Genomic DNA, 21535 nt, shown 5'->3' with positions numbered 1-21535 from the left:
ATTTGACGATTTCCTATTTGACTAAGGTGATTGGTATATCTGAGAGCTGAATCACCTTTGCCGCGACAGAGCCCAGAAAAATCCCTGCAAGAAAGCCGTTGCCATGTGAGCCTAGGATGATGTTGTTACATCCTAAAGAGTGTGAGCACGCCACGATTTGGCTTGCTGCATCGCCTTGTAAGGTGTGAAGTGTAAATGCAACCCCTTCCTGCTTCAGAAGCACCCCAGCTTTTTGTGAGCTCTCAGCACTTTTATCACCGTAGTAACGATCAATCTCATCCGCTCTCATGTCGTGTGCAATTCGAGTTGGTAACAGTGGCTGTACATTCACCAGATGTACCTCAACACTACCGCCCAGTAATCCGCCATCTTGGATTAGCCCAATAAGGTAACGCACTGCGCGCTCCGAGTGCTCGGAGCCATCGACAGCTACAAGTATTTTATGCATTTTCTAAATCCTCTTTCAGTGGCATGAAGATGCTTGTCGTTAGGGGATTGCCAGCTTGCAATCAGTTCTACTCGGACAGGCGGATTCGAATCTGTTTTTCAATCTCGATGATCGCAAAGAGCGCAACACCGACCCCGATGATAAGTAGGCCATCAAGGAAGGGGATCGCTTCTGTGGCAAACACCTTTTGCAGAGGTGGCGCGTAGGTGATGGCGAACTGGGCCAAGGTAACCACTGCGACGGTCATCCACACGACCTTGGTGCCACGAATGCCCTTCCAGGTGAGCGATGTGCTGTAGAGATTACGAATAAAGAACAGATGGAAAATTTCCATCACGACTAGCGTATTCACCGCGATGGTTCGGGCCAACTCCACGGAGTAGCCACGGTCGAGCGCATACGAAAAAATGCCGTAAACACCACAGAGGAACAGAATAGAAACAAGCACCATATGCCAGACTAAAGCACCGCTTATCAATGGCTCTTTGCGCGAACGAGGCGGTCTGCGCATGGTGTTATCTTCGGTGGGCTCGAATGCCAACGCTATGCCGAGCGTTACTGCGGTTATAAGATTAATCCACAGAATCTGTATCGGCGTCACCGGCAGTGTAAGGCCGAGGAGCAGGGCCACGATGATGGTCATGGCTTCACCTGCGCTTGTGGGAAGCGTCCAGCTCAGGACTTTCTTAATATTGTCGTAGACTGTACGCCCCTCGCGCACTGCAGCAACGATGGACGCGAAGTTGTCATCAGCCAGCACCAAGTCGGCAGCTTCCTTGGCGGCGTCACTACCTTTTCCCCCCATAGCGATGCCAGCATCGGCACGCTTTAGCGCTGGTGCGTCATTAACGCCATCGCCCGTCATTGCCACTGTCATGCCATTCGACTGCAGCAGCATGACCAACCTGAGTTTATGTTCAGGGCTGGTACGAGCAAAGATATTGACTTCCTTTACCGCCTCCTTGAGGGCGGCATCGTTCATGGAGTCCAGGTCTACACCAGTCAGCACCTTGTCGGGATTATGCAAGCCAATCTGACGACCGATTGCGGCGGCGGTGCCGCCATGATCGCCAGTGATCATTTTTACAACAATTCCCGCTGCCTGGCATTGTTGAACTGCCTTTATCGTCTCGGGTCTAGGCGGATCAATTAGCCCGACCATGCCCAACAAGGTTAACTTCCCTTGCACGTCCCCAAACTCCAACACAGTGTGCTCTGGCTGAACTGACCTAGCTGCAAACGCCAATACACGCTGCCCTTTTGCGGCGATGGTGTTTGCCTGTTCGTACCAGTAGTCCGCGTTAAGGGGCTCAGTCACGCCATCGGTTACGAACTGCCGCGTGCTCATGGCCAGTATTTGCTCTGGCGCACCTTTTACATAGATAGAAGCATGGCGATTATGGTTGTGATGGAGGGTCGCCATAAAACGGTGTTTCGCGTCAAACGGAATGGCATCGCTTCGTGGCCAGGTACGATGATCTTCATCGCTATCTATTCCGGTTTTTCCGGAAAACGCTAGCAAGGCTCCCTCCATCGGATCGCCTTCAACCGTCCATAAGTCTTTATTCTGGCGCAGCACGGCATCGTTGCAGAGACCTGCTGCTCGCCCCAATTCTGAGAGCGCAGGGTGAGACGATATCTCGATCAGCTGATCGGCAATCCTGAAGCCTCCCGCTGGCTGATAACCTGCGCCATCGACCGTGAAGAGAAGATCGTTCGTGACGACCGATGCGACCATCATTTCGTTGCGGGTCAGTGTTCCAGTTTTGTCAGTGCAGATGACGGATACCGAGCCTAGTGTTTCGATGGCAGGCAGGCGACGCACGATAGCGTTGCGGCGAGCCATTGCGCGAACTCCGACAGCCAACGTGATGGTAAGGACGGCGGGCAATCCTTCAGGTATCGCCGCTACTGACATCCCGACTACGATCATGAAAATCTCTGTGAACTCGTAGTGCGCGACATAATGGCCGAACACGAGCAGAAGTCCACCGACTAGCAAGATCAAGATCGTCAGCCAACGTGCAAAGACGTTCATTTGCTGCACCAGCGGAGTTGTCAGCGTTTCTACTCCAGCAATTAGCGTACTGATGCGGCCGATCTCAGCTGCAGCTGCGGTAGCAACTACAACCCCTGTAGCTTGTCCGCATGTCACGAGCGTACCGCTGAACGCCATGCAGGTACGATCACCCAGAGCGGCTTTAAGGCCCACTGGTTCGGTATGCTTTTCTGCGGGTACGGACTCACCTGTGAGAATTGCTTCTTGAATTTGTAGTCTGTTCACGTGCAGCAGACGTAGATCAGCAGGGACTTTGTCTCCCGCCTCCAGCAATACGATATCGCCCGGTACTAGCTCCTCGCCCACAATACTTAAGCGTTGGCCTGCGCGAATCACGGCGGCGTGCGGTGCCAGCATCTGCCGGATAGCGTCCATGGCTTTTTCCGCTTTGCCTTCCTGGACGTAGCCAATGATTGCGTTTGCAATGACCACCGCCAGAATCACCACCGTATCCCACAGATGCTGCAGCATCGCGGTAATCGCAGCGGATCCTAGAAGCACATAAATCAGAATGTTGTGAAATTGCAGCATGAATCGCAGCCAGGCGGGTCGCCGTGCGGCTTCTGGCAAACGATTGAAACCAGTGCGGTCAAGCCGGGCTTGAACTTCGGCGGCCTCCAGCCCGACATGCTCATTGACCTCAAGCAGGTTTGTCACCTGCTCTGCAGGTAGGGAGTGCCAGGCCACGGAATGCGGAGGGATTGGTGTTTGCCCCGTTGATGCGTCGACCACCTGCTTCATCAATGAGTATCTCCTGTGCACACAGCTCAAGTGAGACGGGCTGAGGTGATCATGAGCGAGCGTGGGAATATAAGGCTGAAAACATTATTTTCGGTCTTACATCCTATAGTTCCTTCTAGCTGACAGGAACTATAGATGTAACGCAATCAACCGGCTGGCAATTACTGATGTAGATCAAACTATCAGCAGCAATTAATGTGACAAAATGTTTTGGTGAGAAGTTTAATCTTCTAGATTTTTATCTAATATTGCATGCAACCGAGCACTGCGCGAAGCAAAAACGGGGAGGCATAAATACTACTGCTGCTTTTAAGAAAACTCTGTTTATTCACTATATGGCATGCAGTTTTTGCAATATTCCTGTGTTGCCTTGTAAAACCCGGAATATTAATGCTTTCAACTTAATCCCAGTTATGCATAGCGCCCTAACTTGATTTAGCTACGTTATCAACCTGGGACTCTTCCAGCGCCTCCGGTGCTTCTAGCAGCTCGGTAATAACGCTGAAGTCACTCACTTCAACGGCACCTAGCCCATAGCCAAGCAGGTGGAACGAGAACGCTTTACGCGGCTGCGTATTATCGAAACTGAAGTCCATCTCCAGCGGCTGATCGGCAGTGACGACCATTTCTGCTGGCAGCCCCAGTGGCACATCCTGCTCCAACTCCTTGGCTTTCAGCAGGATGTAGGCGTTCTGCTGTGGATCTAAAGAGCGCACGGTCAGGCGCACGCGTGTTTGTGAGCCCTTGGGCATTTCCAGATACTGAGCACCGATCAGGTTGTCAGCCCAGTCATCCTTGATCTGTGCCTGAAGCGGGATGATGGTGGGACTGCCGAACTGGTAGTGCTGGTTCAACGGTGTCCGGATCAGCGAATGATCCAGCGCCGAGGCTTTTGATGTGATTTCTCGTGCTCGTTTGCCCCCGTACTGTCCAGCAAGGGTAGCGTGGTCGGCAATGAACCCTGCGCTATTGTAATTCCTGCAACGCTGTTGAAAGTCACACTCGATCAAGGTGCCTTGGCCATCGTGATAACGCAGCTTGTCGTTGGTGAACGACATGATCTCGCGGCCTGTTTCATAGTCACGAAACAGCGAGCGACCGCTCAAGGCTGAGGGGACAGGTAAGGCGAAATAGTCGAGTATTGAGGCACTCAGATCGACATGCCCGTAGACCCCAGACTTTACCTTGGGCAACTGATCCTGCTCGGGCGCTAACATCAGGTTGAAACCCCAAGAGGAAGCTAGGCGCACTCCATCAATTCCGTGAGATTCGTCCGAGGTGATCACCACCAAGGTGTTTTTCAAGATGCCTTGGCGTTCCAGGCCGTTGAGGAATTGCCCTAGGGCATCATCCAGATATCCGACGGCAGCCTGCTTGGGTGTGTCGTAGCGCTCAAGATAGTCCTGAGGGGCCGAATAGGGTTGGTGGGTGCCAACGGTCAGCAGGGTCAGCATCCATGGTTTTTTCTGCTTTTTCAGCTGGCCGACGTAGTCGAGTGCCCCTTCGAAGAACGCCTTGTCGTCTTTGCCCCAAGGAAAATCTAGATAGTTGCTATTGGTGAACCATTCCAAGCCGTGGGTAGCATCGAAGCCAATGTGCGGCATGATCTTGTCTTTGGCCATGAATCTAAGGCCTGCACCCTGAAGGTAGTGCGTGGCGAATCCGTTCTTGTGCAGTTGGGCTGGGAGGCACGCCTTGTTCCGTTTGTTCTGGGTCAACATCTCAACCCCCTTGGGCGTTCCGTTGTCCAGTTTGTCGTAATCGCCGCAAAGCATAGCGTAAAGGCCGCGAATGGTTTGATGGCTATGCAGTACATAATCCGGCGTATTCATTCCGCGTTCTGCCCAGCGACTGAGGTTGGGCATGAGATTTTCTTGATAGCTGCTGTGCAGGGCTTGGCGGTTGACGCCAACGTAGGCACCAGGAATACCTTCCAGCGCGATGATCAACACATTTCGCGCCCGCCCTGGTGCCGCGAGCAATTTCTGTCCGTCCAGATCGAGTTGAGTAAGCCCCGCCATTTGCGGTGGAACATCGACAACATCACGCTCCAGCCACTCTTCTGCGCTTGCCTGAACATCGCCAACGCTCGCGGCCATCAACTGATGTGGCAGGTTGAACAAGCGCCACTGGTCTTCTTCTGAGGGGTACAGGTGCTGAGCACCCCAATGGGTGATCAACAGCAGTAGCGGTGCTGCCCACGCGTTTCGTGGCAAGCTCGGAGACGTAGCGGAGCGTCCTAGGTACTGCGTGACCAGCCAAACCACCAGCCCAAGAAACAGAGTAGCGGCCAGCCAAGGCTGGGCGAAACCACCCCCGGTAGAGTTTTCCAAAAACTGAGGGTCGATCAGGTAGTGCAGGTCTGATGAGTTGGGAAGCCTACCGACCGCGCTGACCAGTTCGGCAGTCGCCAGAGTCATAAGCCCCCATGCCAGCAATACCGGTAGCGCTAACCACCAAGGACAGCGATGCAAGAGTACGATGAGCAGGCTCGCAATTCCCAGATCTGAAAGATAGCCAAGTGGATTCGACCAACCCAGAGCTGCACGCAGGCACAAAGGCATGATCAGAACCAGTCCGATCAAGGCGATGAGACGTGCACGGGGTTGACTTAACCAGCGATGGATAACGTTCACGCAAAGGCCTTCCAGACATTAAATCTTCATATAAGTGTGCTGGATGGTATCAAGCAGTGGGACGACTCATCGGGTTATTCGAAAAGGAGACGGTGGATCGAGTCAGTGACGGCATTGGTGCTTGGACGTAAGCCCTATTTCAGAGGCTTGCGTTGAGGAATGCTCGCTGACTATGCCCTTCAGCATTAACTGTTTCAGGCTGTTTAACCCCGCCGCGCATGTATGGGCCAAGTGTTAATATATTACCTTTGAAGTGATCCCAAGGACGTTGATGACTAATCATCAAGCTAAAGCCGAAACCCCTAGAGCAGCCGCGATTCTGGCTCGCTTCCTGTCGTCGGAGTCCGCTGGCGGTCTTGTGCTGATGGGCGCAGCACTCGCGGCACTAATCGTGGCCAACTCGCCTCTCTCGCAAAGTTATTTTGCAGCCTTGCACAGTGTCTGGTTGGGCATGTCTGTCGAGCATTGGGTCAATGATGGCTTGATGGCGATCTTCTTCCTGATGGTCGGACTCGAGATCAAGAGAGAGGTTCTGGCAGGAGGGCTCTCCACTTGGGGACAGCGCGCCTTGCCTGGATTTGGTGCCGTCGGTGGCATGGTTGTGCCTGCGCTTATTTACATCGCAATCAACTGGGGTAATTCTGAGACGTTGAAGGGGTGGGCTATTCCAGCCGCTACCGACATCGCATTCGCCTTGGGCGTCTTGTCGTTGCTGGGGAAGCGAGTCCCTACGTCGCTGAAGGTCTTCCTCGCTGCCTTGGCGATCATTGACGACCTGGGTGCTGTGGTTATCATCGCCTTTTTCTACACCACTGGTCTTTCCATGCCGATGTTGCTGGCATCGCTCGCAACCCTAGTCATTCTGATCGCAATGAATCGATTGGGCGTCAGACGATTATTCCCATATATGCTGGTCGGTGGTGTGCTGTGGTTCTTCGTGCTGCAGTCGGGGGTGCATGCCACTCTTGCGGGTGTTGCCGTTGCACTGTGTGTCCCAATGGGCAAGCCAGAAGAGGAAGCCAGGTCTCCACTGCTCTTCCTAGAAGAGAAGCTGCACATGTGGGTAGCATTCGCTGTGGTGCCGATTTTCGGCTTCGCCAACGCGGGTGTTTCATTAGCCGGTATTTCGATGGAAAACCTAGTCGATCCGGTTCCGCTGGGTGTTGCGCTCGGCTTGTTGGTGGGCAAGCAGATTGGCATTTTCCTATTGGCTGCTCTGGCCATTCGTATGGGCTTGGCCAAACTGCCGGAAGGCAGCAATTGGGCACAGCTTTACGGCGTTGCGCTCTTGTGTGGCATCGGCTTTACCATGAGCCTGTTCATCGGAAACCTGGCGTTTGCTGGATCAGCTCACCTGATCGACGAAGTAAAAGTCGGTGTGTTGATCGGTTCGACCTTGGCTGCAATCGGTGGAGTCCTGATTTTGCGACGCAGCGCTGGGCCCGCCATTGTCGCCGCCACGGTCTCTAAATAAGCGTAAGCGAGCCGGCCACGGAGTTTCTCCCAGACAGAAATCCTGTGGCTGGAACATCGTCTCGCGAAGTGAGGTCATCGTGCTTTACGCCACAAGCTGCTGAGATAGCCCCTCAAAGGCTGATTGGCGGCATCAACTCGGACGCGACTTTTTTCAGCATGAACGTTTCGCGCTGAATTGACTGCCCCATCGATGACTCCTGACGCTGCATCACGGCTTCATTATGCGTTATGGCTTCATGCAGGTTGATCCAGACAGGCCGCATACCATTAGCGATTTCGTGGCTTTCCATTCTCACGGGCGCTAGCTGGGGCGCGACTTCGCATTGATAAAAATGCGAGGTCATGTGCATCAGATCGTACTGTGGCTTCCAGTAGGGCCGGTACTCCTCGATATAACCGTAGTGCTGGAGTACCTGTATTTCACGGGCACCAGTCTCTTCCTCAAGCTCACGCCTCAGGCCTGTGACAATGTCCTCGTCACCATCAAGACCGCCTCCAGGAAAGCTGAAGTCGTTATAGCGCTCGGTGAACAGCAACAGGATCTGATCATCCCGAATCACGATGCCGCGTGCTGCATGTCGACGGAATACTCTGCCCTGTTTGGATTTCAGCTCGGGGTGAACAATTTCAGTTATGAGTTGCATGTGGTCTCGTTACGGCAAGATCAGTAGTCATCGTCCAGAATGGCCACGGCATTTCCGCAGTTCTGGAAATACTGTGGCCAATGGAATTGGCTCAGCGAAGCAGCAATACGGGTAAAGTGGATGTTCGCAGCATCGTCGTGGTCGTGCTGCCTACCAGAAACTGCCTGATGCGAGAGTACCCGTATCCAAACCGAGGTAAATGGGGCTTTTGATTAATGCCTGAATGGCGACTGCGGTTTCAGTGCCGACCCCCATGTCCACGGGCTCGGTGGCGAGCCAGATGGAGTCGATGCTGATCATCGCAGCAGCTCTCGTAGGAAAGCGGAACACGCCGCTGCATTTTCTGCCGGCCAGCTCACAACGACTACGCCTTTTGAATGAGGCACTTCGATCAGGATCGTGCTGGGAAGGACTTGATGCACCGCTGCCAATGGCGGCGTCTTTACCGGAATAAAGGCACTTTTAAGCGCCAGTTTTTTTTGCGTACGCACCCGAATCCATTTATGGACGAGGTTGGCATTGAGGTTGTAGGTCAAGGCAACATTGACAATCGAGGTGTCAGGCTGCGCACACTCGGCAATGACTTAGGCCTTGAAGGATTTAGAATAGGAACGGCGTTCTTGCGGCATGGGTGTCCGCTTAATTTAGGTGGAAACCATCGCCTTAAGCGATGGCATCAGGGAGGTGTATAGCCCGGACGGTTACCGCCAACGTCCGCAAGATGCTGGTGTGCGCTGCCGCCCTAATTTATTAAAGATTTTACGAAAATTTTACAACCCCTAAAGATGGAGCATCCAATACTGCACTGCGCTAATTCATCAGGCTATTTTATATGTCTCTCGCAGGACTACGGCTTATCGGATTCATCTTAGGCATTTTTCTAATCACGCTAGCTATAAGCATGATTATCCCAATGATCACACTGGCGGTCTATGAGCGGGATGGTGGCGATCTTTCAGCTTTCCTGTGGTCTAGCTTAATCACATCTGTCTGCGGCCTTCTGTTGATCGCACGAGGACGCCCAGATACCGCCCAGCTTCGTCCCAGGGATATGTACCTGCTAACTACTGGCAGTTGGGTTGTGGTGTGCATCTTCGCATCGCTGCCAATGGTGTTTATCAGCGACATCAGTTACACCGATGCATTCTTTGAAACAATGTCGGGCATCACAACTACAGGGTCAACGGTACTCACTGGCTTGGATACCGCTTCACCGGGATTATTGATCTGGCGCTCAATGCTGCATTGGCTCGGCGGTATAGGCTTCATAGGCATGGCTGTAGCGATCCTTCCACTGTTGCGGGTGGGTGGCATGCGTCTCTTCCAGACAGAGTCCTCAGACTGGTCGGAAAAAGTAACGCCTCGCTCCCATGTGGCCGCCAAATACATCCTCTTTCTCTACTTGGGACTCACGGGGCTCGGAGCGCTAGCTCTTTGGGTCGCTGGAATGACGCCGTTTGAAGCGGTCAACCACGCCATGTCATTGATCTCAACTGGAGGATTCTCGACTTCGGACTCTTCACTGGGGTATTGGACGCAGCCAGCGATCCACTGGGTAGCTGTGGTCATCATGATTCTGGGTAGCCTACCGTTTACCTTGTATGTTGCGACATTGCGCGGCAACCGGCGTGCGCTGATTAAAGATCACCAAGTACGTGGATTTATTGGATTCTTGATTGTGACCTGGCTGGCCGTAGGGACATGGCTCTGTTATCACAGCGATTACGGATGGTGGGATGCGTTTCGTATCGTCGCAGTCAACGTGACCTCTGTGGTCACTACTACCGGAGTTGCTGTTGGCGATTACACGCTCTGGGGGAGCTTTGCAGTTCTTTTGTTCTTCTATTTGACCTTTGTTGGAGGATGTTCGGGCTCCACAGCTGGGGGCCTCAAAATCTTCCGTTTTCAGGTTGCTGCGACTTTACTGATAGGTAGCTTAAAGCAACTAATCCATCCAAGATCCGTGATTCAGAAGAAGTACAATGGCCATCCAATTGACGAGGAAATACTACGCTCGCTTTTGACTTTCTCATTTTTCTTCAGCATCACCATTGCAATTATCGCCTTAGGACTTGCCTTGATCGGCCTGGACTGGACAACGGCATTGAGTGGCGCGGCTACTGCGGTGTGTAACGTGGGCCCTGGAATTGGCACCATCATCGGGCCTGCTGGTAACTTCTCATCATTACCCGACGCAGCAAAATGGTTGCTCACCATCGGCATGCTACTGGGCCGATTAGAGATACTCACTGTACTGGTACTTATCACACCCGTTTTTTGGAGGTACTAATGATGATTAAGAAAGTGGCCATCTAAGATTCTGGTTGGTTAGATTTTAGCCAACCCAGCATGAAGCCCGGAGGGCTACAAATATACGAAATAAAAAGCCCTCAATACTCAAGGGCTATTTATGTATCAGGAACGTTTAGTGCGAAGAGTCCGCTGCTGGTATTGGCGAGACCTTGGCCCCGGCTACGAGGCCCAACTCCACTGCAGCAAATCCGATGACTAGACTGAGCACTAGATAACTGATGGACACGAACACACTGGCGGGATCTTTCATCATCTCCACGGCGCCAAAGACAAAGCTTGAGAACGTCGACAGGCCGCCCATGATCCCGGTGCCTACCATGACGTGTACGTATTGATTGATCCGGTTGCTCTTGAACAGCGACGTGGCCACCCCCAGCAGGAAGGCGGCGACGATATTGACGACAAAAATATCCATGGGAAAGCCGTCGGCCAAGCGCGGCACTGACAGCATGACAAATTCGCGGCACATGGCGCCAAACGCGCCGCCGACGAAAATCAGAATAATCATGTTCAACATGGTGTTTGCTCCTGTGTCAGCGCGCCAGCCAGGCGCCGAATGCGGCGGCGGCCAGACCGACCAGTACCGAGATGATCAGATAACCTGCCGCCCATGCACGATCCTTCGCCTTGATCAGTTTGGAAGCATCCAGCTGCATGCTACTGAACGTTGTGTAGCCGCCAAGAATACCAGTGAGCACGGCAGCACTCAGGAAGTCGCCGTAGCGGTCACGCCAGTCAACGGTAAACAGAATGCTCAAGTAGCCGATCACAAAGGCGCCACTGACGTTGATCAAAAACGTGCCCAGCGGGAATGATCCCTTATAGATCTGCCCCACCCGCAGTCCGATCCACCAGCGCAGCAAAGACCCCAGCCCGCCCCCCAATCCGACCCAAAAAACATCCAGCGCAGTCATGAAGTTCCCTCTCGTGCCAGTTGATAATTTCAGGGAACTCTAGTTGATAAAAACCGCGTAGACATGAATGAGGCATCAATCGATAGGACACGTCGCCTGCATGGTAGGCAAGCCAGTACCGACATAAGTGGGACTGTACAGCCCTGTCCGCCCTCTTGCTTCAAAGCAACCGTTTCGGCTGAAAATATAGAAAAGTGGCGTGACCGCAACAGAAACCCGTGTTTATAAGGAGGCGCCACTTAGGGCTTAAGGTCGTAAAGTCCAAGGTATGAGGCTGACCCAATCAACGCTCATTGAGCATCTTCTGCGCAGAAGTACTGATAGTGGGCATTGATTCCCAAGCTTAAAGTCGCGTCATAGTAGGTGCGCTTGATCTACTACGAACCATCAGGCTACGCCCGCGAGATAGCTATGCACTTGTTTGACCACATCTCGTGCAGTACGGGTCACGCCGATTAATGTTGCAGAAGCGAGCCCCGTCCAATCGCCGTAACCCACCAGCCATAAATTGGGTAAATCAACACTTCGGTTTTCGTCCACTGCTACTTTGCCGTCCTGGCCTACAAGGCCTAGGTTGGTAAGGTGGTCTAGCGCTGGAAAAAACCCGGTGCACCAGATAACGACATCCACCGTCGTCTCATGTCCTGACGGCCATACGACACCTGTCGGAGTAAAATGAGTGAACGGTCGTACCGCGTTCAGCACACCGCGTTCACGAGCCTCTTTTACCGATGGAACCATAACGATATCACCTAGCCCACCTATGAGTTCTTTAGGTTCTGAGCCCTCCTGCTGGGCTTTCAATCGAGCCGTAGCTCGTTCGAACAGGACGCGGCCGTCAACCTCATCAGGCAGAAACCTTGGGACTTCTTGAGTCACCCAGGTTGCCTGGGCTACTTTGGAAACCTCGGCGTAAATCTGGGCTCCCGAGTTCCCCCCGCCCACGACAAGGACGGTCTTTCCCTCAAACCTATTCGGGCCTACATAATGAGCGGAATGAAGCTGCTGTTCTAAAAACAACTCCTGCCCTAAATAACTTGGAATGAATGGACGGTTCCAAGTGCCTGTTGCACTGATGACCGCTCTGGCATCCCAATATCTATCCCCCGAAACAACGCGCAAACCGTCTTCAATTCTCTCAACACGGGATACCCACGTAGAACGAATGATGGGAAAGTTGTATCGCTTTTCATACTGAGTCAGATAATCGACAACATCGTCACGGCTAGGCGTTTCTTCCGACACAGCAGGCATAGGCCAGCCTGCAATCGAACTCCATGAAGACGGAGAAAATAGTCGGAGTGAATCCCACCCATGCTGCCATGCGCCTCCTGGCGCCGGGTCTGCATCAAGTAGCACGTATGACATACCTGAACGCTTCAGAAAATAGGCGGTTGCGAGTGCGGATTGGCCGCCGCCAACTACTACGACATCAAATTTCATATTTGGATTCACCGCTATTACTCCATGCTCATTCTTTCAGCTTCATTTGCGTCGGTTCAGCCCCTGCAGCCATTGTTGCGGATCAACGCCAAGGTGTTGCGAGAGGTGCCACACTCCGGTTCTAACAGATCGTGATCTGACTCATGCAATTCCCACGTAATGACACTAAATAGAGCGCTGATTGACACGCTTGGACGGCTCTTCTGCGGACTCTTTGCGCTCGGAATATCTATCAACAAGATAGTCCTGGCGATCCCTCAGAAGTAGGGTGAACTTCATAAGCTCTTCCATTACGTCCACTAGTATGCGCCCGGTTAACCCACCTTGCGTGATTTTACGCGGCCTGCTGGCACAAACTTTCGCCTTTATTAGTGGTTGTGTATTATCAGGGCTGGCCGATGCTGCCAGCCGCTCGCTCCGTAAAGGAAAGGTGAAAGCATATTTTTACAAACCACATCGTATCTCTCTTGATGGTCGAGGTTTGGCAAGGCGAGCACCAAAATGCTTCGACTCCAGGAGAAATAATGTCTTCAATCCAGAAAGCCAAACAGATGGCCAAGAGCCTGCGTGCTTCGTTGGAGAAGCGCAATCAGGAAGTGTCGCACTCCGTTGCACTCGAACTGGTGGCACAGCAACTGGGCTATAAGGACTGGAACGTAGCATCAGCGATGCTTCCGGATGAAAATCCTCAACCCGCTGCCACATTCGACAAAGCAATTCCCATATTGCGAATATTTGACGAAACCAAGGCCCGCGAGTTTTATATTGATTTTCTGGGCTTCAGCGTCGAGTTTGAGCACCGATTCGAAGCGGATCTACCGCTGTATTTAGGGATCAATCGAAACGGGTTACAGCTCCACTTGTCCGAACATCATGGTGATGCCAGTCCAGGGTCGACGATATTTGTTCCGATGCAAAATATCGAAATGCTTCGTGATGAGCTACTTGGCAAACGGTACGGATACGGTCGTCCGGATATTGTCCAGCAGGGATGGGGGCAGGTTCTGGAGGTTTATGACCCTTTCGGTAATCGGATAAGATTCTGCCAAAGCTGAATCCGCTGGACGCTAGATTGGATCTGATCCGTCTCGGATCCTATAGCTAGCGGAATAGCGCCTACCTAAATCCACTTACGTGGTTAGGTAGGCGTCCACCAATGTGGCAACAACTGATCAACCTCACTCGCCCGTTGCGTCGGCAGGCGTGTAAGAACATCCTTCAGGTATGCATATGGATCATGCCCATTGAGCCGCGCACACTGGATCAAACTCATGATCGCTGCGGCACGTTTGCCACTGCGTAGCGAGCCTGCGAACAACCAATTCGAGCGGCCAAGAGCCCACGGCCGGATTAGGTTCTCGATTTGATTGTTGTCGATGGGCACAGCACCATCTTCCAGGTAGCGCGTCAGCGCTATCCAGCGTTTGAGGCTGTAATCCAGAGCCTTGGCCGTAGCCGACCCCTCGGGCACAAGTTCGCGTTGGGCCAGCATCCACTCATGCAGTTTTTCGGCGATGGGCACCGCTGTTTCCTGGCGTAATCGCCAGCGATCTTCGTCGCTCATTTCCTTGGCGTTTCGCTCGACTTCGTACAGTCCGCCAATCGAGTGAAGAGCCTGTTCCGCCAACTGGCTTTTATTGGCGATATGCAAATCGAAGAACTTGCGGCGCGCATGGGCCATGCAGCCGATTTCGGTGATGCCCAGCTCGAAGCTGGCCTTGTAGCCGGCGAAGTCGTCACAAACCAGCTTGCCGTTCCAGGTGCCCAGGAAGTTACGCGCATGTTCGCCGGCACGGCTGGGGCTGAAGTCGTAGACCACGGCTTTGAGTGCCGAAAACGGCGTCGTGCTGTAGGCCCAGACATAGGCGCGGTGGGTTTTCTTCTCGCCGGGCGCCAGCATTTTTACCGGCGTTTCATCGGCGTGAACCACGCGCTGGGCCAGCACCACTTCGCGCAGCGCATCGACCAGGGGCTGAAGCTGCACGCCAGTTTGGCCCACCCACTGCGCCAGTGTCGAACGCGGGATGGCTAGACCGGCACGACCGAAGATCTTTTCCTGTCGATACAGCGGCAGGTGGTCGGCGAACTTGGCCACCATCACGTGGGCCAGCAGGCCCGCCTTGGGGATACCCTTGTCGATTATCTGCGGCGGCACCGGCGCCTGGATCAGCGTTTCGCATTGGCGGCAGGCCCATTTCCCACGAACGTGCTGTTCGACGGTGAACAGGCCCGGCGTGTAGTCCAGCTTCTCACTGACATCTTCGCCGATGCGCTGAAGTTGGCAGCCGCAGGTGCATTGGGTGTTGTCTGGCTCGTGATGGATCACGGTAGGCGGGAACTGCGGCGGTAACGGTGCACGCTTGGGTTGCTGGCGTGGTTCTGTCTGCGCAGGTGCAGGACGAAGGGCTCTTAACTCCGCCTCGATGGCTTCTAGGTCGGTATTGAGCAGGTCATCGAGCAAGCTGCCTTGCGCCGGGCTGATCTGCTCGCTGCGCTTGGCGAACTTGTGGCGTTTGAGAATGGCGATTTCGTGAGCGAGTTGCTCGATGATCGTCTCATCACGATGAATCTTTCTGTCCTGCGTGTCGATCTTGGACATCAACTGCGCAGCCAGTGCGCGCAGTTGTTCAGGAGTCATTTGGTCTAGATCGGGCAAGGAAGTCATGCCGTGGATTTTACCAAAGCAGCCCGAGTGCTACAGCTGAAAGGAGCGTTTAAAGCAATGTGATTGCGCCGCCCGCACCGACTCGTTGCCAGGGCAATCCAAGTACCAGTGCCTGAAGTTGCTCGGGGTCGAGTTCGACCTCCGTCCCCCGATGGATGCCTGGCCAATGAAACTTACCTTGGTTCAAGCGCCGCGCCGCCAGCCAGATACCGACGCCGTCGTGCACCAGGACTTTCATCCGGTTCGCCCGGCGGTTGGCAAAGAGGTAAGCGCAGTGCGGCTTCGCCGCACCGAACACCGCGACCACTCTGGCCAACGCGGTCTCAGTGCCGGCGCGCATGTCCATGGGCTCGGTGGCGAGCCAGATGGCATCGACACGAATCATTGGGCCAGGCCACGAATAAAACACGCGCAGCCGTCCGGATCCGAGGCTGGCCACTTTACGGTGATGGATTTATCACCCAGAGGCAGCGAGATGGTGACCATCTCTTCTGTTGCTCGCCTTGGTACCACTTTTACTGGAACGAAAGCCGGCAAGGTTGCAGGCGCTTGATCCCGGTAAGCAGGTAGCCACTTGCGGATCACGTTAGCGTTGATGCCGTGATGGATGGCCACGCTGGAAATCGTCGCTCCGGGTTGCAGACATTCCTGGACGACCTGGGCTTTGAATGGTTTGGGGTAAGAGCGTCGTTGGCGCATGAAAATCCTAGCGATAAGGGCGATGGTGTCCGCTTAAAATACGCGGACACCATCGCCCTTAATGTTGGAGTTCGGTAGGTGACTTGGCCGGACGGTTACGTCCACTAGACGGTCGTAGTACGAGGACGGCTTCATCCGGCCTGCCTCATCAAACTCGGTGAACGCCTTGGCCACCGAAGATTGGTTGGGGATAGTGAACATAAGCCTAGGATAGCGGACAGCATGGCAACGCCTAGGAGAAATGAGACAGCAGCTGCGTTTCCTTGAACCAGGCACGGAAGGCTGCCTGCATTCATTGATGGAGCGGAGCTGTCTCGATCAAAAGTGCGTAAGGTATGGCCCAGAGCACGTCTCTATGGCGCCCTCAACTGCGTCATGTGCAGAGGGAGCTCACGGGTGAACTCTAGAGCTAGGCGCCCTAGCTGCCCGACGCCGACCCATGCGTCATCGCAGCCTTCTTCAGCCAAGCGTTCCACAAGCGCATCCATATCGCTTTCGTCAGACGTCAATTGGTAATAAGGGTGAAGGTATAGACCATCTGGAACACTCCATTTCAGCTAGTGCCAGCTGTTCAACAGCAAGGAATTAAAGCTCCTCATCTTCACCACGAATCCAGTGGTGATCCGGAACAGTTAAGGTTTCGAGAATACCGTCCGTTTCTTGCATCAATATTTCTTCATGCTGAGATATTGCGAGTGCGAGCATCTGGATTGCAGATCTTGCGACCCGAAGAGCACGCAGTGCCTCATCGATAAAGTCTGAATGGTTGATATGCTCGATCTCAGGGGTTTGCCTGGCCCTCGTGGTATCCTCTAGGTCATGAAGCACCACGAATCTGTGCGTGCCAGAATTTCGCAAATCCTTTTGTGAATGGAGAATTCCATCTCTGGCGTCGTAGTCTTCTGCCAGTTCAGCCAAGCCGTACATCGCGTATACACCTGCACGAATTAGTACTTCTACTTTGTTCGCTAGCGGCGAAGTGCCTCGTTTTTTATCAACGCGAACTCTCCATATCTTCCCGAAATAAACCTGGTCAGGCGGATGTCCCAAATCAAAATAATAATTGGCCGTCACTGCAACCTTATCGAGCAGATCAAGGGCAGTTCGATGTGCCAGTATGAGTGCGGAGGTATCAGGGCCGTACATTGCATAATCGAGAGTATCTGCAAACTGTCCTGTCTTCGGCCAAGCGCTTCCGTCACTTGCTCGCCATGCCAAATCCCGTGCTAGGACAAAATCGCTCTTCAGCATATTGAACATGGCAAACAATGGCGGCGGTCTGCTGCCCACCCCTGGTTCGCGCTCGAGAATACCTGGAAGAGTAAGCCAATCGAGCTTACCCAAGGATGGATCTACGAGTTCTACAGCAGGAGCAAGTGTAAGACGCTCCTCTTCCACCCATCTGATGAAGGGGTTCGTGTGGAGAGACCTAGGTGGCGGATCAGTTAGCTTGCTGGCGAGTGCTTCCACCTTGGCCACGACTCTTGCACCGGCGTACTGGACAATTCGCTCCTTATTTCGAAGTGCCTGCCTGGCTAGCATCACTGCTTCCATATGCGTTAACTCTGAGCAGCCTCCGCGCTTAAAAAGCCACATCAAATCCAATGCTGCGCAGAACGCGGCGACGCCGTTCTTGGGATCAATTTTAAGAGCGGAGAGGCGTGCGTCATGTGCTTCAGAGAGCCGATAGGTTTTTGCGAACAAATTAGCGATATTCGTCCAAGCTTGAGTGCGCAACTCCACACCAGCATCTACGTCTTGCAGCACCTTCCAATAACATCGTCGGGCTTCGGCCCTGTAGGCGCGGGTCTGTTCCTGATGATCCAGCCATTCAGAATCATCACCCCTACAATCTGCGGCCTCCACGAGCCCATTTCCTAAGTTGTAGGTGATGTCGGCTGTCGGATATAAGCGATGAAGCTCACGGTATAGCTCAAGGCCTTCATCAATGGCTTCTTGGCGCCCAAGCGAGGCACCGGCGTTAACCAGAGTGGCTGCACGCAGGGACATCAGATTAATACGATTAGGCCCATCTAGATCGAGTTCACGAGCTTCTTTTACTGCAAGTGCAGGATCAGCATCCACCAAGGAATTGAGGTGTGATGAGAGTTTCGAGAATACGCTCAACATAGGTAGTGCCGTCCTTCAAAATCAGCGATGTCGTGATTCGGGAATATCGCTACTCACCTTGAAAGTCATCTCTTCATCTGATGAAGATTTAGAGTATCAAGTCGTCCCTGCCCCCCACGCCCAATCACCTCCTACCACAATGAAGATCTCAGACTTCAGAAGTCGAGCTCGGAAAGCAGCCTGTACCGAGTTACGCAAGTCATTGCGCACAGCCGCCGCACTGGTGCCGTTAAAGAAGCCCATCGTCGACGTGGTAGGAATAACCACCTGCAGCCCCTCATCTGCCTTGACGACTTTCGCAAGACCGATCCGCTGAAGATCCGCGTACGCGTTCTCGTAATCCTTGGCCGAGGCGTTCTTCAGGTCAAACGTGCAATAAACCAAATAGCTCATAGTGCAAACTCCTGGAAAAATCACATTCAATGAAAATGGGGGCCAGCCTATGAGGCAGCCGGCTTACCCAAAAGTCAAAAGCCTGAGGTAGAGATGCGATCTACTGAGTGTGGCAAGCCGACGAGCACGTCTGACAACCGTTCGACTGCTGGTATGTATTGCGAGCTTGGCGCACAGCACTTACACAGGTGGTGTGATGGCCAAGGTCAAGGCGATTGTGGAGTGCCGGCAAAAAGATGCAGGTATTGGTATGCACCTCATGGTCACCGTTGCTCTGTGCATTGCTGTTAACGAAGTATTGAGTCATTTCACTTACCCCGTTCTTTGTTAGATTGAGCAAGTACCGAGGCCGCTAGGGTCTTGGTCGTGGCGTTGTACTTGTTGCTGTCCAAGACTTGGCTGGCCTTGGTCTCCATATCAGCGCCGGTCTGCTTACCAGTCGACGCTTGAGCCATAGCCGAACCTGCCAATTCTTTCTGAATGGCAGAGGAGCTATCGTCGCGGAGGATTTTGGAGGCTAGGCTGGCCACGGAAGTCGAGGTTTGTTTTGTATTTTTAGGCACGATTAGGTGCTCCTGCATCTATATTCAGATCGAGTAGGCAGGAGCAACCCTTGAGCGGAAAACCGAACTGGATGATTGACATCCAAAGTCAGATTTTTCTCTAATGCGCATCCTACCAATGTACGCATTGGCTCAGGGTAGGCGGGTATGCGTGCTCGGCGTCCAAACTTCGCACGCATGCCCGCCGTCTTTACTGAATCCGCTGCTGACTCACAAAAAACACAACATATAGTGTCTCTAGATGAATCAACTACAAGATAGTGCGAGTGCTTTGACATAGCAAGATGACAAAGCTGTGGGCAAGCTGTGTGCAAAGTATGGCTTGGATCCACTCTGATGCTGTATGGATGGTCAGACCTTCTAAATCACGGGTCACGCCGGTTTTGGCCTGTAACAACCCGATACACTCTCCCTGAATCTACCCACGCGGTCTCTTAGAATAGCCAAGAACGACATTGGAATTTGACGATTTTATGGCGTCATTTATTGGTCTGCTAATGTGGTTGCTCGCTTGTTAACACCTTACACATGTAGCAAGCCGAGCCAGGGCAAAGCCCCCTGAACTGCTCCGTCTGAGAAATCAGAGGTGGCGCTAAACCTCGTTGATTTACGGCATACCCCTGTTGCTCAAAAAAACCTGACGCAGTTGTCGTCAGCAAATGAAAGCGAACAATTCCCTGCTCAGCGGCTATTGCCTCAATGGCCCGAAGCACTGCGGCCCCGAACCCTTTGGATCTGCATTCTGGAATTACGATCAGGGAGCGCAACAACCCGTCTGGCCCATGAGTTTCAAACCGAGGCTAAGCGCCTATGCGGCATGAACGATCGTCCTATCAATCAGGCCGTGTGCAACTGATTCACGTCCAAACCGGGTTATTGAAATGTTGATTGCCGTACCCGGCCTTCATGGAAAAAGCAGCGCCAATGCTTGCCTCTTTTTTCAGACCTGAACCTAAAAGAAGGTAGACGGTACTCTTGGTTTCAAACATGCAGCCTTCAGTGAAGGATTTTCCGAAGTTACTGCGTACCCACATGCCAGATTGAAAACGACCTTTACTGTCCAGTACGATTTCGTGAGCGAAAAGCGTCATGGGAAGTAGACCAAGGCTCGTAAGTTTTTCCCTCTCAACCGGCGTCACGGTGAGGTCGATCAAGATCCACAGTTTCACCACGCAGAATGCTTTGCCCGGGAATGTCTTTGCTGCCAAAGAGATCAGTTCTTCTTCAGAGTCCTGCCAGCCAGGCGATTCATCTCCGGTTCCGTAAAGTAACTGCGAGATTTCATTCAAAGTGACCATTCAAAAACCTTAGATTCACACTAAATATCAACCGTTCGAACAAACTCACACCCGCTAGTTTTGATCTATCAACTCCGAGCTCATGGAGGACACTGACGAGATCTATTCACCATCAAACCACCACCAAGCACCCAGGATCGAAGCCTGTCCTTTGACCCGGATAACCGCGTGGATTGGAAACCACTCGGCACCCATTCTTGAGGAAGTCTGCTGCAAAATGCGTGTGCCCATGTATCCAGAGGTCAGCCTTACTAAGTAACTCTGACCAATCGTTCGCATAGGCTGCAGCCAGATGTCCAGGGTGATCGTCACCCAGGTGATCCAACACTGGTGCATGGTGTGTGACCACCACGGTTTTACCGTCGAAGGGTTTATCGAGTTCCTGGGCTAACCAGCGGCGAGCCCTCATTGATTTGGCTACCAAGTCGTCTGGACGTAAGCGCCTGTAATCCAAGTCGGCTCGAATCACCAAGAAATCGTTCATCGAATCCCAAGCAATTCTCTTTGCCGCAACCACATCACCCGTAGACGAATAATCCGTCCAGGCAGTTGTGACCAAAAAGCGTGTGCCATCGAGAATGAGCATCTCGTTTTCGAGTACATGCACATGGGGCAATGCAGCGTTTTTCATCTTTAGCAGTGTGTGACCTATGTGCCCGCCGTAGTACTCATGATTACCGCATACATAGATCACTGGGCATTGAAAAACCTCGCTTGCCCATTTCACGCCCCGCGATTTGATATCAATGTCGCCGGCGAGAATTACTACGTCCGCTTCGCTTGGGGCGGGATCGAACCGAGCGAACTCGAGGTGCAGGTCAGAGTAAAACTGAATTTTCATAACGGACGACCAGTTTCGATTTAGTTGTACTTTGGATACCGCTGCGGCGGCCGGCCTCCGAGCATTGCTCGCCTTGCAAGGAGAGACTGCGTTTACGTACTTGGATTAAAAAATCACTCGAAGCCCTTTAAGAGAGTGAGCTTCAATAAGACGACCTGGGGCATCGGTATAAGCCTTTTCGTCATCTATGTTGTGAAGACATACCCGACATCCCGTGGAGTCATATCCCACCAGCAACCCCGAAAGCCCCTCCATGATCCACTTGCCGTTTT

General features: G+C 53.0%; 20 protein-coding genes and 3 pseudogenes. 3 read left to right on the top strand and 20 right to left on the bottom strand.

Going from position 1 to position 21535, the window contains the following annotated elements; all coding sequences use genetic code 11:
- Positions 1-13: 13 nt before the first annotated feature.
- The 3 genes from AACY07_RS24120 to AACY07_RS24110 all read right to left on the bottom strand — a co-directional run bounded on the left by AACY07_RS24120 (position 14) and on the right by AACY07_RS24110 (position 5884).
- Positions 14-448, bottom strand: a complete 435-nt coding sequence (locus AACY07_RS24120) for a universal stress protein (protein ID WP_095019788.1) — start codon at positions 446-448, stop codon at positions 14-16.
- A gap of 67 nt (positions 449-515) precedes the next feature.
- Complete coding sequence (locus AACY07_RS24115) at positions 516-3248, bottom strand: cation-transporting P-type ATPase (RefSeq protein ID WP_095025396.1); 2733 nt, start codon at positions 3246-3248, stop codon at positions 516-518.
- 425 nt (positions 3249-3673) lie between these two features.
- Complete coding sequence (locus AACY07_RS24110) at positions 3674-5884, bottom strand: LTA synthase family protein (RefSeq protein WP_095019790.1); 2211 nt, start codon at positions 5882-5884, stop codon at positions 3674-3676.
- Positions 5885-6155: 271 nt separating this feature from the next.
- On the opposite strand from AACY07_RS24110, the gene nhaA reads away from it, so the two are divergent.
- Positions 6156-7358, top strand: a complete 1203-nt coding sequence (gene nhaA / locus AACY07_RS24105) for a Na+/H+ antiporter NhaA (protein ID WP_095019791.1) — start codon at positions 6156-6158, stop codon at positions 7356-7358.
- A 112-nt stretch (positions 7359-7470) separates the two neighbouring features.
- Here the strand turns inward: nhaA and AACY07_RS24100 are convergent, their stop codons facing one another.
- From AACY07_RS24100 to AACY07_RS24090, 3 genes and pseudogenes are all read right to left on the bottom strand, one after another.
- Positions 7471-8004 (bottom strand): NUDIX hydrolase, encoded by a 534-nt coding sequence (locus tag AACY07_RS24100; protein WP_133075653.1) that lies wholly within the window; start codon positions 8002-8004, stop codon positions 7471-7473.
- Between the two features lie 91 nt (positions 8005-8095).
- Positions 8096-8188: pseudogene (locus tag AACY07_RS24095) on the bottom strand (universal stress protein); the annotation flags it as partial.
- A gap of 112 nt (positions 8189-8300) precedes the next feature.
- Complete coding sequence (locus AACY07_RS24090; RefSeq protein WP_141228821.1) at positions 8301-8540, bottom strand: hypothetical protein; 240 nt, start codon at positions 8538-8540, stop codon at positions 8301-8303.
- Positions 8541-8836: 296 nt separating this feature from the next.
- Here AACY07_RS24090 and AACY07_RS24085 point away from each other — a divergent pair, with 296 nt between their 5' ends.
- The gene (locus tag AACY07_RS24085; protein WP_339478265.1) at positions 8837-10294 is read left to right on the top strand and encodes a TrkH family potassium uptake protein; all 1458 of its coding nucleotides are present in this window, start codon (positions 8837-8839) and stop codon (positions 10292-10294) included.
- A gap of 135 nt (positions 10295-10429) precedes the next feature.
- Here AACY07_RS24085 and crcB (AACY07_RS24080) read toward each other — a convergent pair whose 3' ends face one another.
- From crcB (AACY07_RS24080) to AACY07_RS24060, 4 genes and pseudogenes are all read right to left on the bottom strand, one after another.
- Positions 10430-10834 carry a fluoride efflux transporter CrcB gene (gene crcB, locus AACY07_RS24080; RefSeq protein WP_095023947.1) on the bottom strand — a complete coding sequence of 135 codons (405 nt, stop codon included), beginning with the start codon at positions 10832-10834 and terminating at the stop codon, positions 10430-10432.
- Positions 10835-10850: 16 nt separating this feature from the next.
- Entirely contained in the window at positions 10851-11231 is a 381-nt protein-coding gene (gene crcB, locus AACY07_RS24075) for a fluoride efflux transporter CrcB (protein ID WP_095023946.1), read from the bottom strand.
- Between the two features lie 387 nt (positions 11232-11618).
- Entirely contained in the window at positions 11619-12674 is a 1056-nt protein-coding gene (locus AACY07_RS24065) for an ArsO family NAD(P)H-dependent flavin-containing monooxygenase (RefSeq protein ID WP_339478261.1), read from the bottom strand.
- Positions 12675-12839: 165 nt separating this feature from the next.
- Positions 12840-12977 (bottom strand): annotated as a pseudogene (locus AACY07_RS24060) (arsenical resistance protein ArsH); the annotation flags it as partial.
- Between the two features lie 221 nt (positions 12978-13198).
- Between AACY07_RS24060 and AACY07_RS24055 the strand changes: the two are divergent.
- Positions 13199-13729 (top strand): glyoxalase superfamily protein, encoded by a 531-nt coding sequence (locus AACY07_RS24055; protein WP_339478259.1) that lies wholly within the window; start codon positions 13199-13201, stop codon positions 13727-13729.
- A gap of 83 nt (positions 13730-13812) precedes the next feature.
- Here the strand turns inward: AACY07_RS24055 and tnpC are convergent, their stop codons facing one another.
- The 10 genes and pseudogenes from tnpC to AACY07_RS24005 form a co-directional block, all read right to left on the bottom strand.
- Positions 13813-15339: an IS66 family transposase gene (tnpC, locus tag AACY07_RS24050; protein WP_339478256.1), complete on the bottom strand. Its 1527-nt coding sequence runs from the start codon at positions 15337-15339 to the stop codon at positions 13813-13815.
- A gap of 49 nt (positions 15340-15388) precedes the next feature.
- A complete protein-coding gene (gene tnpB, locus AACY07_RS24045) occupies positions 15389-15724 on the bottom strand; it encodes an IS66 family insertion sequence element accessory protein TnpB (protein ID WP_177009613.1) in 336 nt (111 codons plus the stop codon).
- Positions 15721-16038 (bottom strand): IS66-like element accessory protein TnpA, encoded by a 318-nt coding sequence (gene tnpA / locus AACY07_RS24040; protein ID WP_339478254.1) that lies wholly within the window; start codon positions 16036-16038, stop codon positions 15721-15723. Before tnpA ends, tnpB begins: the two co-directional genes overlap by 4 nt.
- Positions 16039-16134: 96 nt before the next feature.
- Positions 16135-16239 (bottom strand): annotated as a pseudogene (locus tag AACY07_RS24035) (arsenical resistance protein ArsH); the annotation flags it as partial.
- Between the two features lie 384 nt (positions 16240-16623).
- Positions 16624-18168, bottom strand: a complete 1545-nt coding sequence (locus AACY07_RS24030; protein WP_095023944.1) for an LA2681 family HEPN domain-containing protein — start codon at positions 18166-18168, stop codon at positions 16624-16626.
- A 96-nt stretch (positions 18169-18264) separates the two neighbouring features.
- On the bottom strand, positions 18265-18561 hold the full coding sequence (locus AACY07_RS24025; protein ID WP_339478250.1) for a hypothetical protein: 297 nt from the start codon (positions 18559-18561) through the stop codon (positions 18265-18267).
- Between the two features lie 308 nt (positions 18562-18869).
- Positions 18870-19124 (bottom strand): hypothetical protein, encoded by a 255-nt coding sequence (locus tag AACY07_RS24020; protein WP_095023960.1) that lies wholly within the window; start codon positions 19122-19124, stop codon positions 18870-18872.
- 494 nt (positions 19125-19618) lie between these two features.
- Complete coding sequence (locus AACY07_RS24015) at positions 19619-19894, bottom strand: GNAT family N-acetyltransferase (RefSeq protein WP_339478247.1); 276 nt, start codon at positions 19892-19894, stop codon at positions 19619-19621.
- 87 nt (positions 19895-19981) lie between these two features.
- Positions 19982-20422 (bottom strand): DUF6957 family protein, encoded by a 441-nt coding sequence (locus AACY07_RS24010; RefSeq protein ID WP_339478245.1) that lies wholly within the window; start codon positions 20420-20422, stop codon positions 19982-19984.
- Between the two features lie 112 nt (positions 20423-20534).
- Positions 20535-21263, bottom strand: a complete 729-nt coding sequence (locus AACY07_RS24005; protein WP_322151132.1) for a metallophosphoesterase family protein — start codon at positions 21261-21263, stop codon at positions 20535-20537.
- Between the last annotated feature and the right edge of the window lie 272 nt (positions 21264-21535).

Source organism: Pseudomonas sp. RL_5y_Pfl2_69 (assembly GCF_963970465.1).
GTDB lineage: Bacteria > Pseudomonadota > Gammaproteobacteria > Pseudomonadales > Pseudomonadaceae > Aquipseudomonas.
Note: the sequence above shows the minus strand (reverse complement) of the source record. Positions and strands in the feature narration are given on the sequence as shown.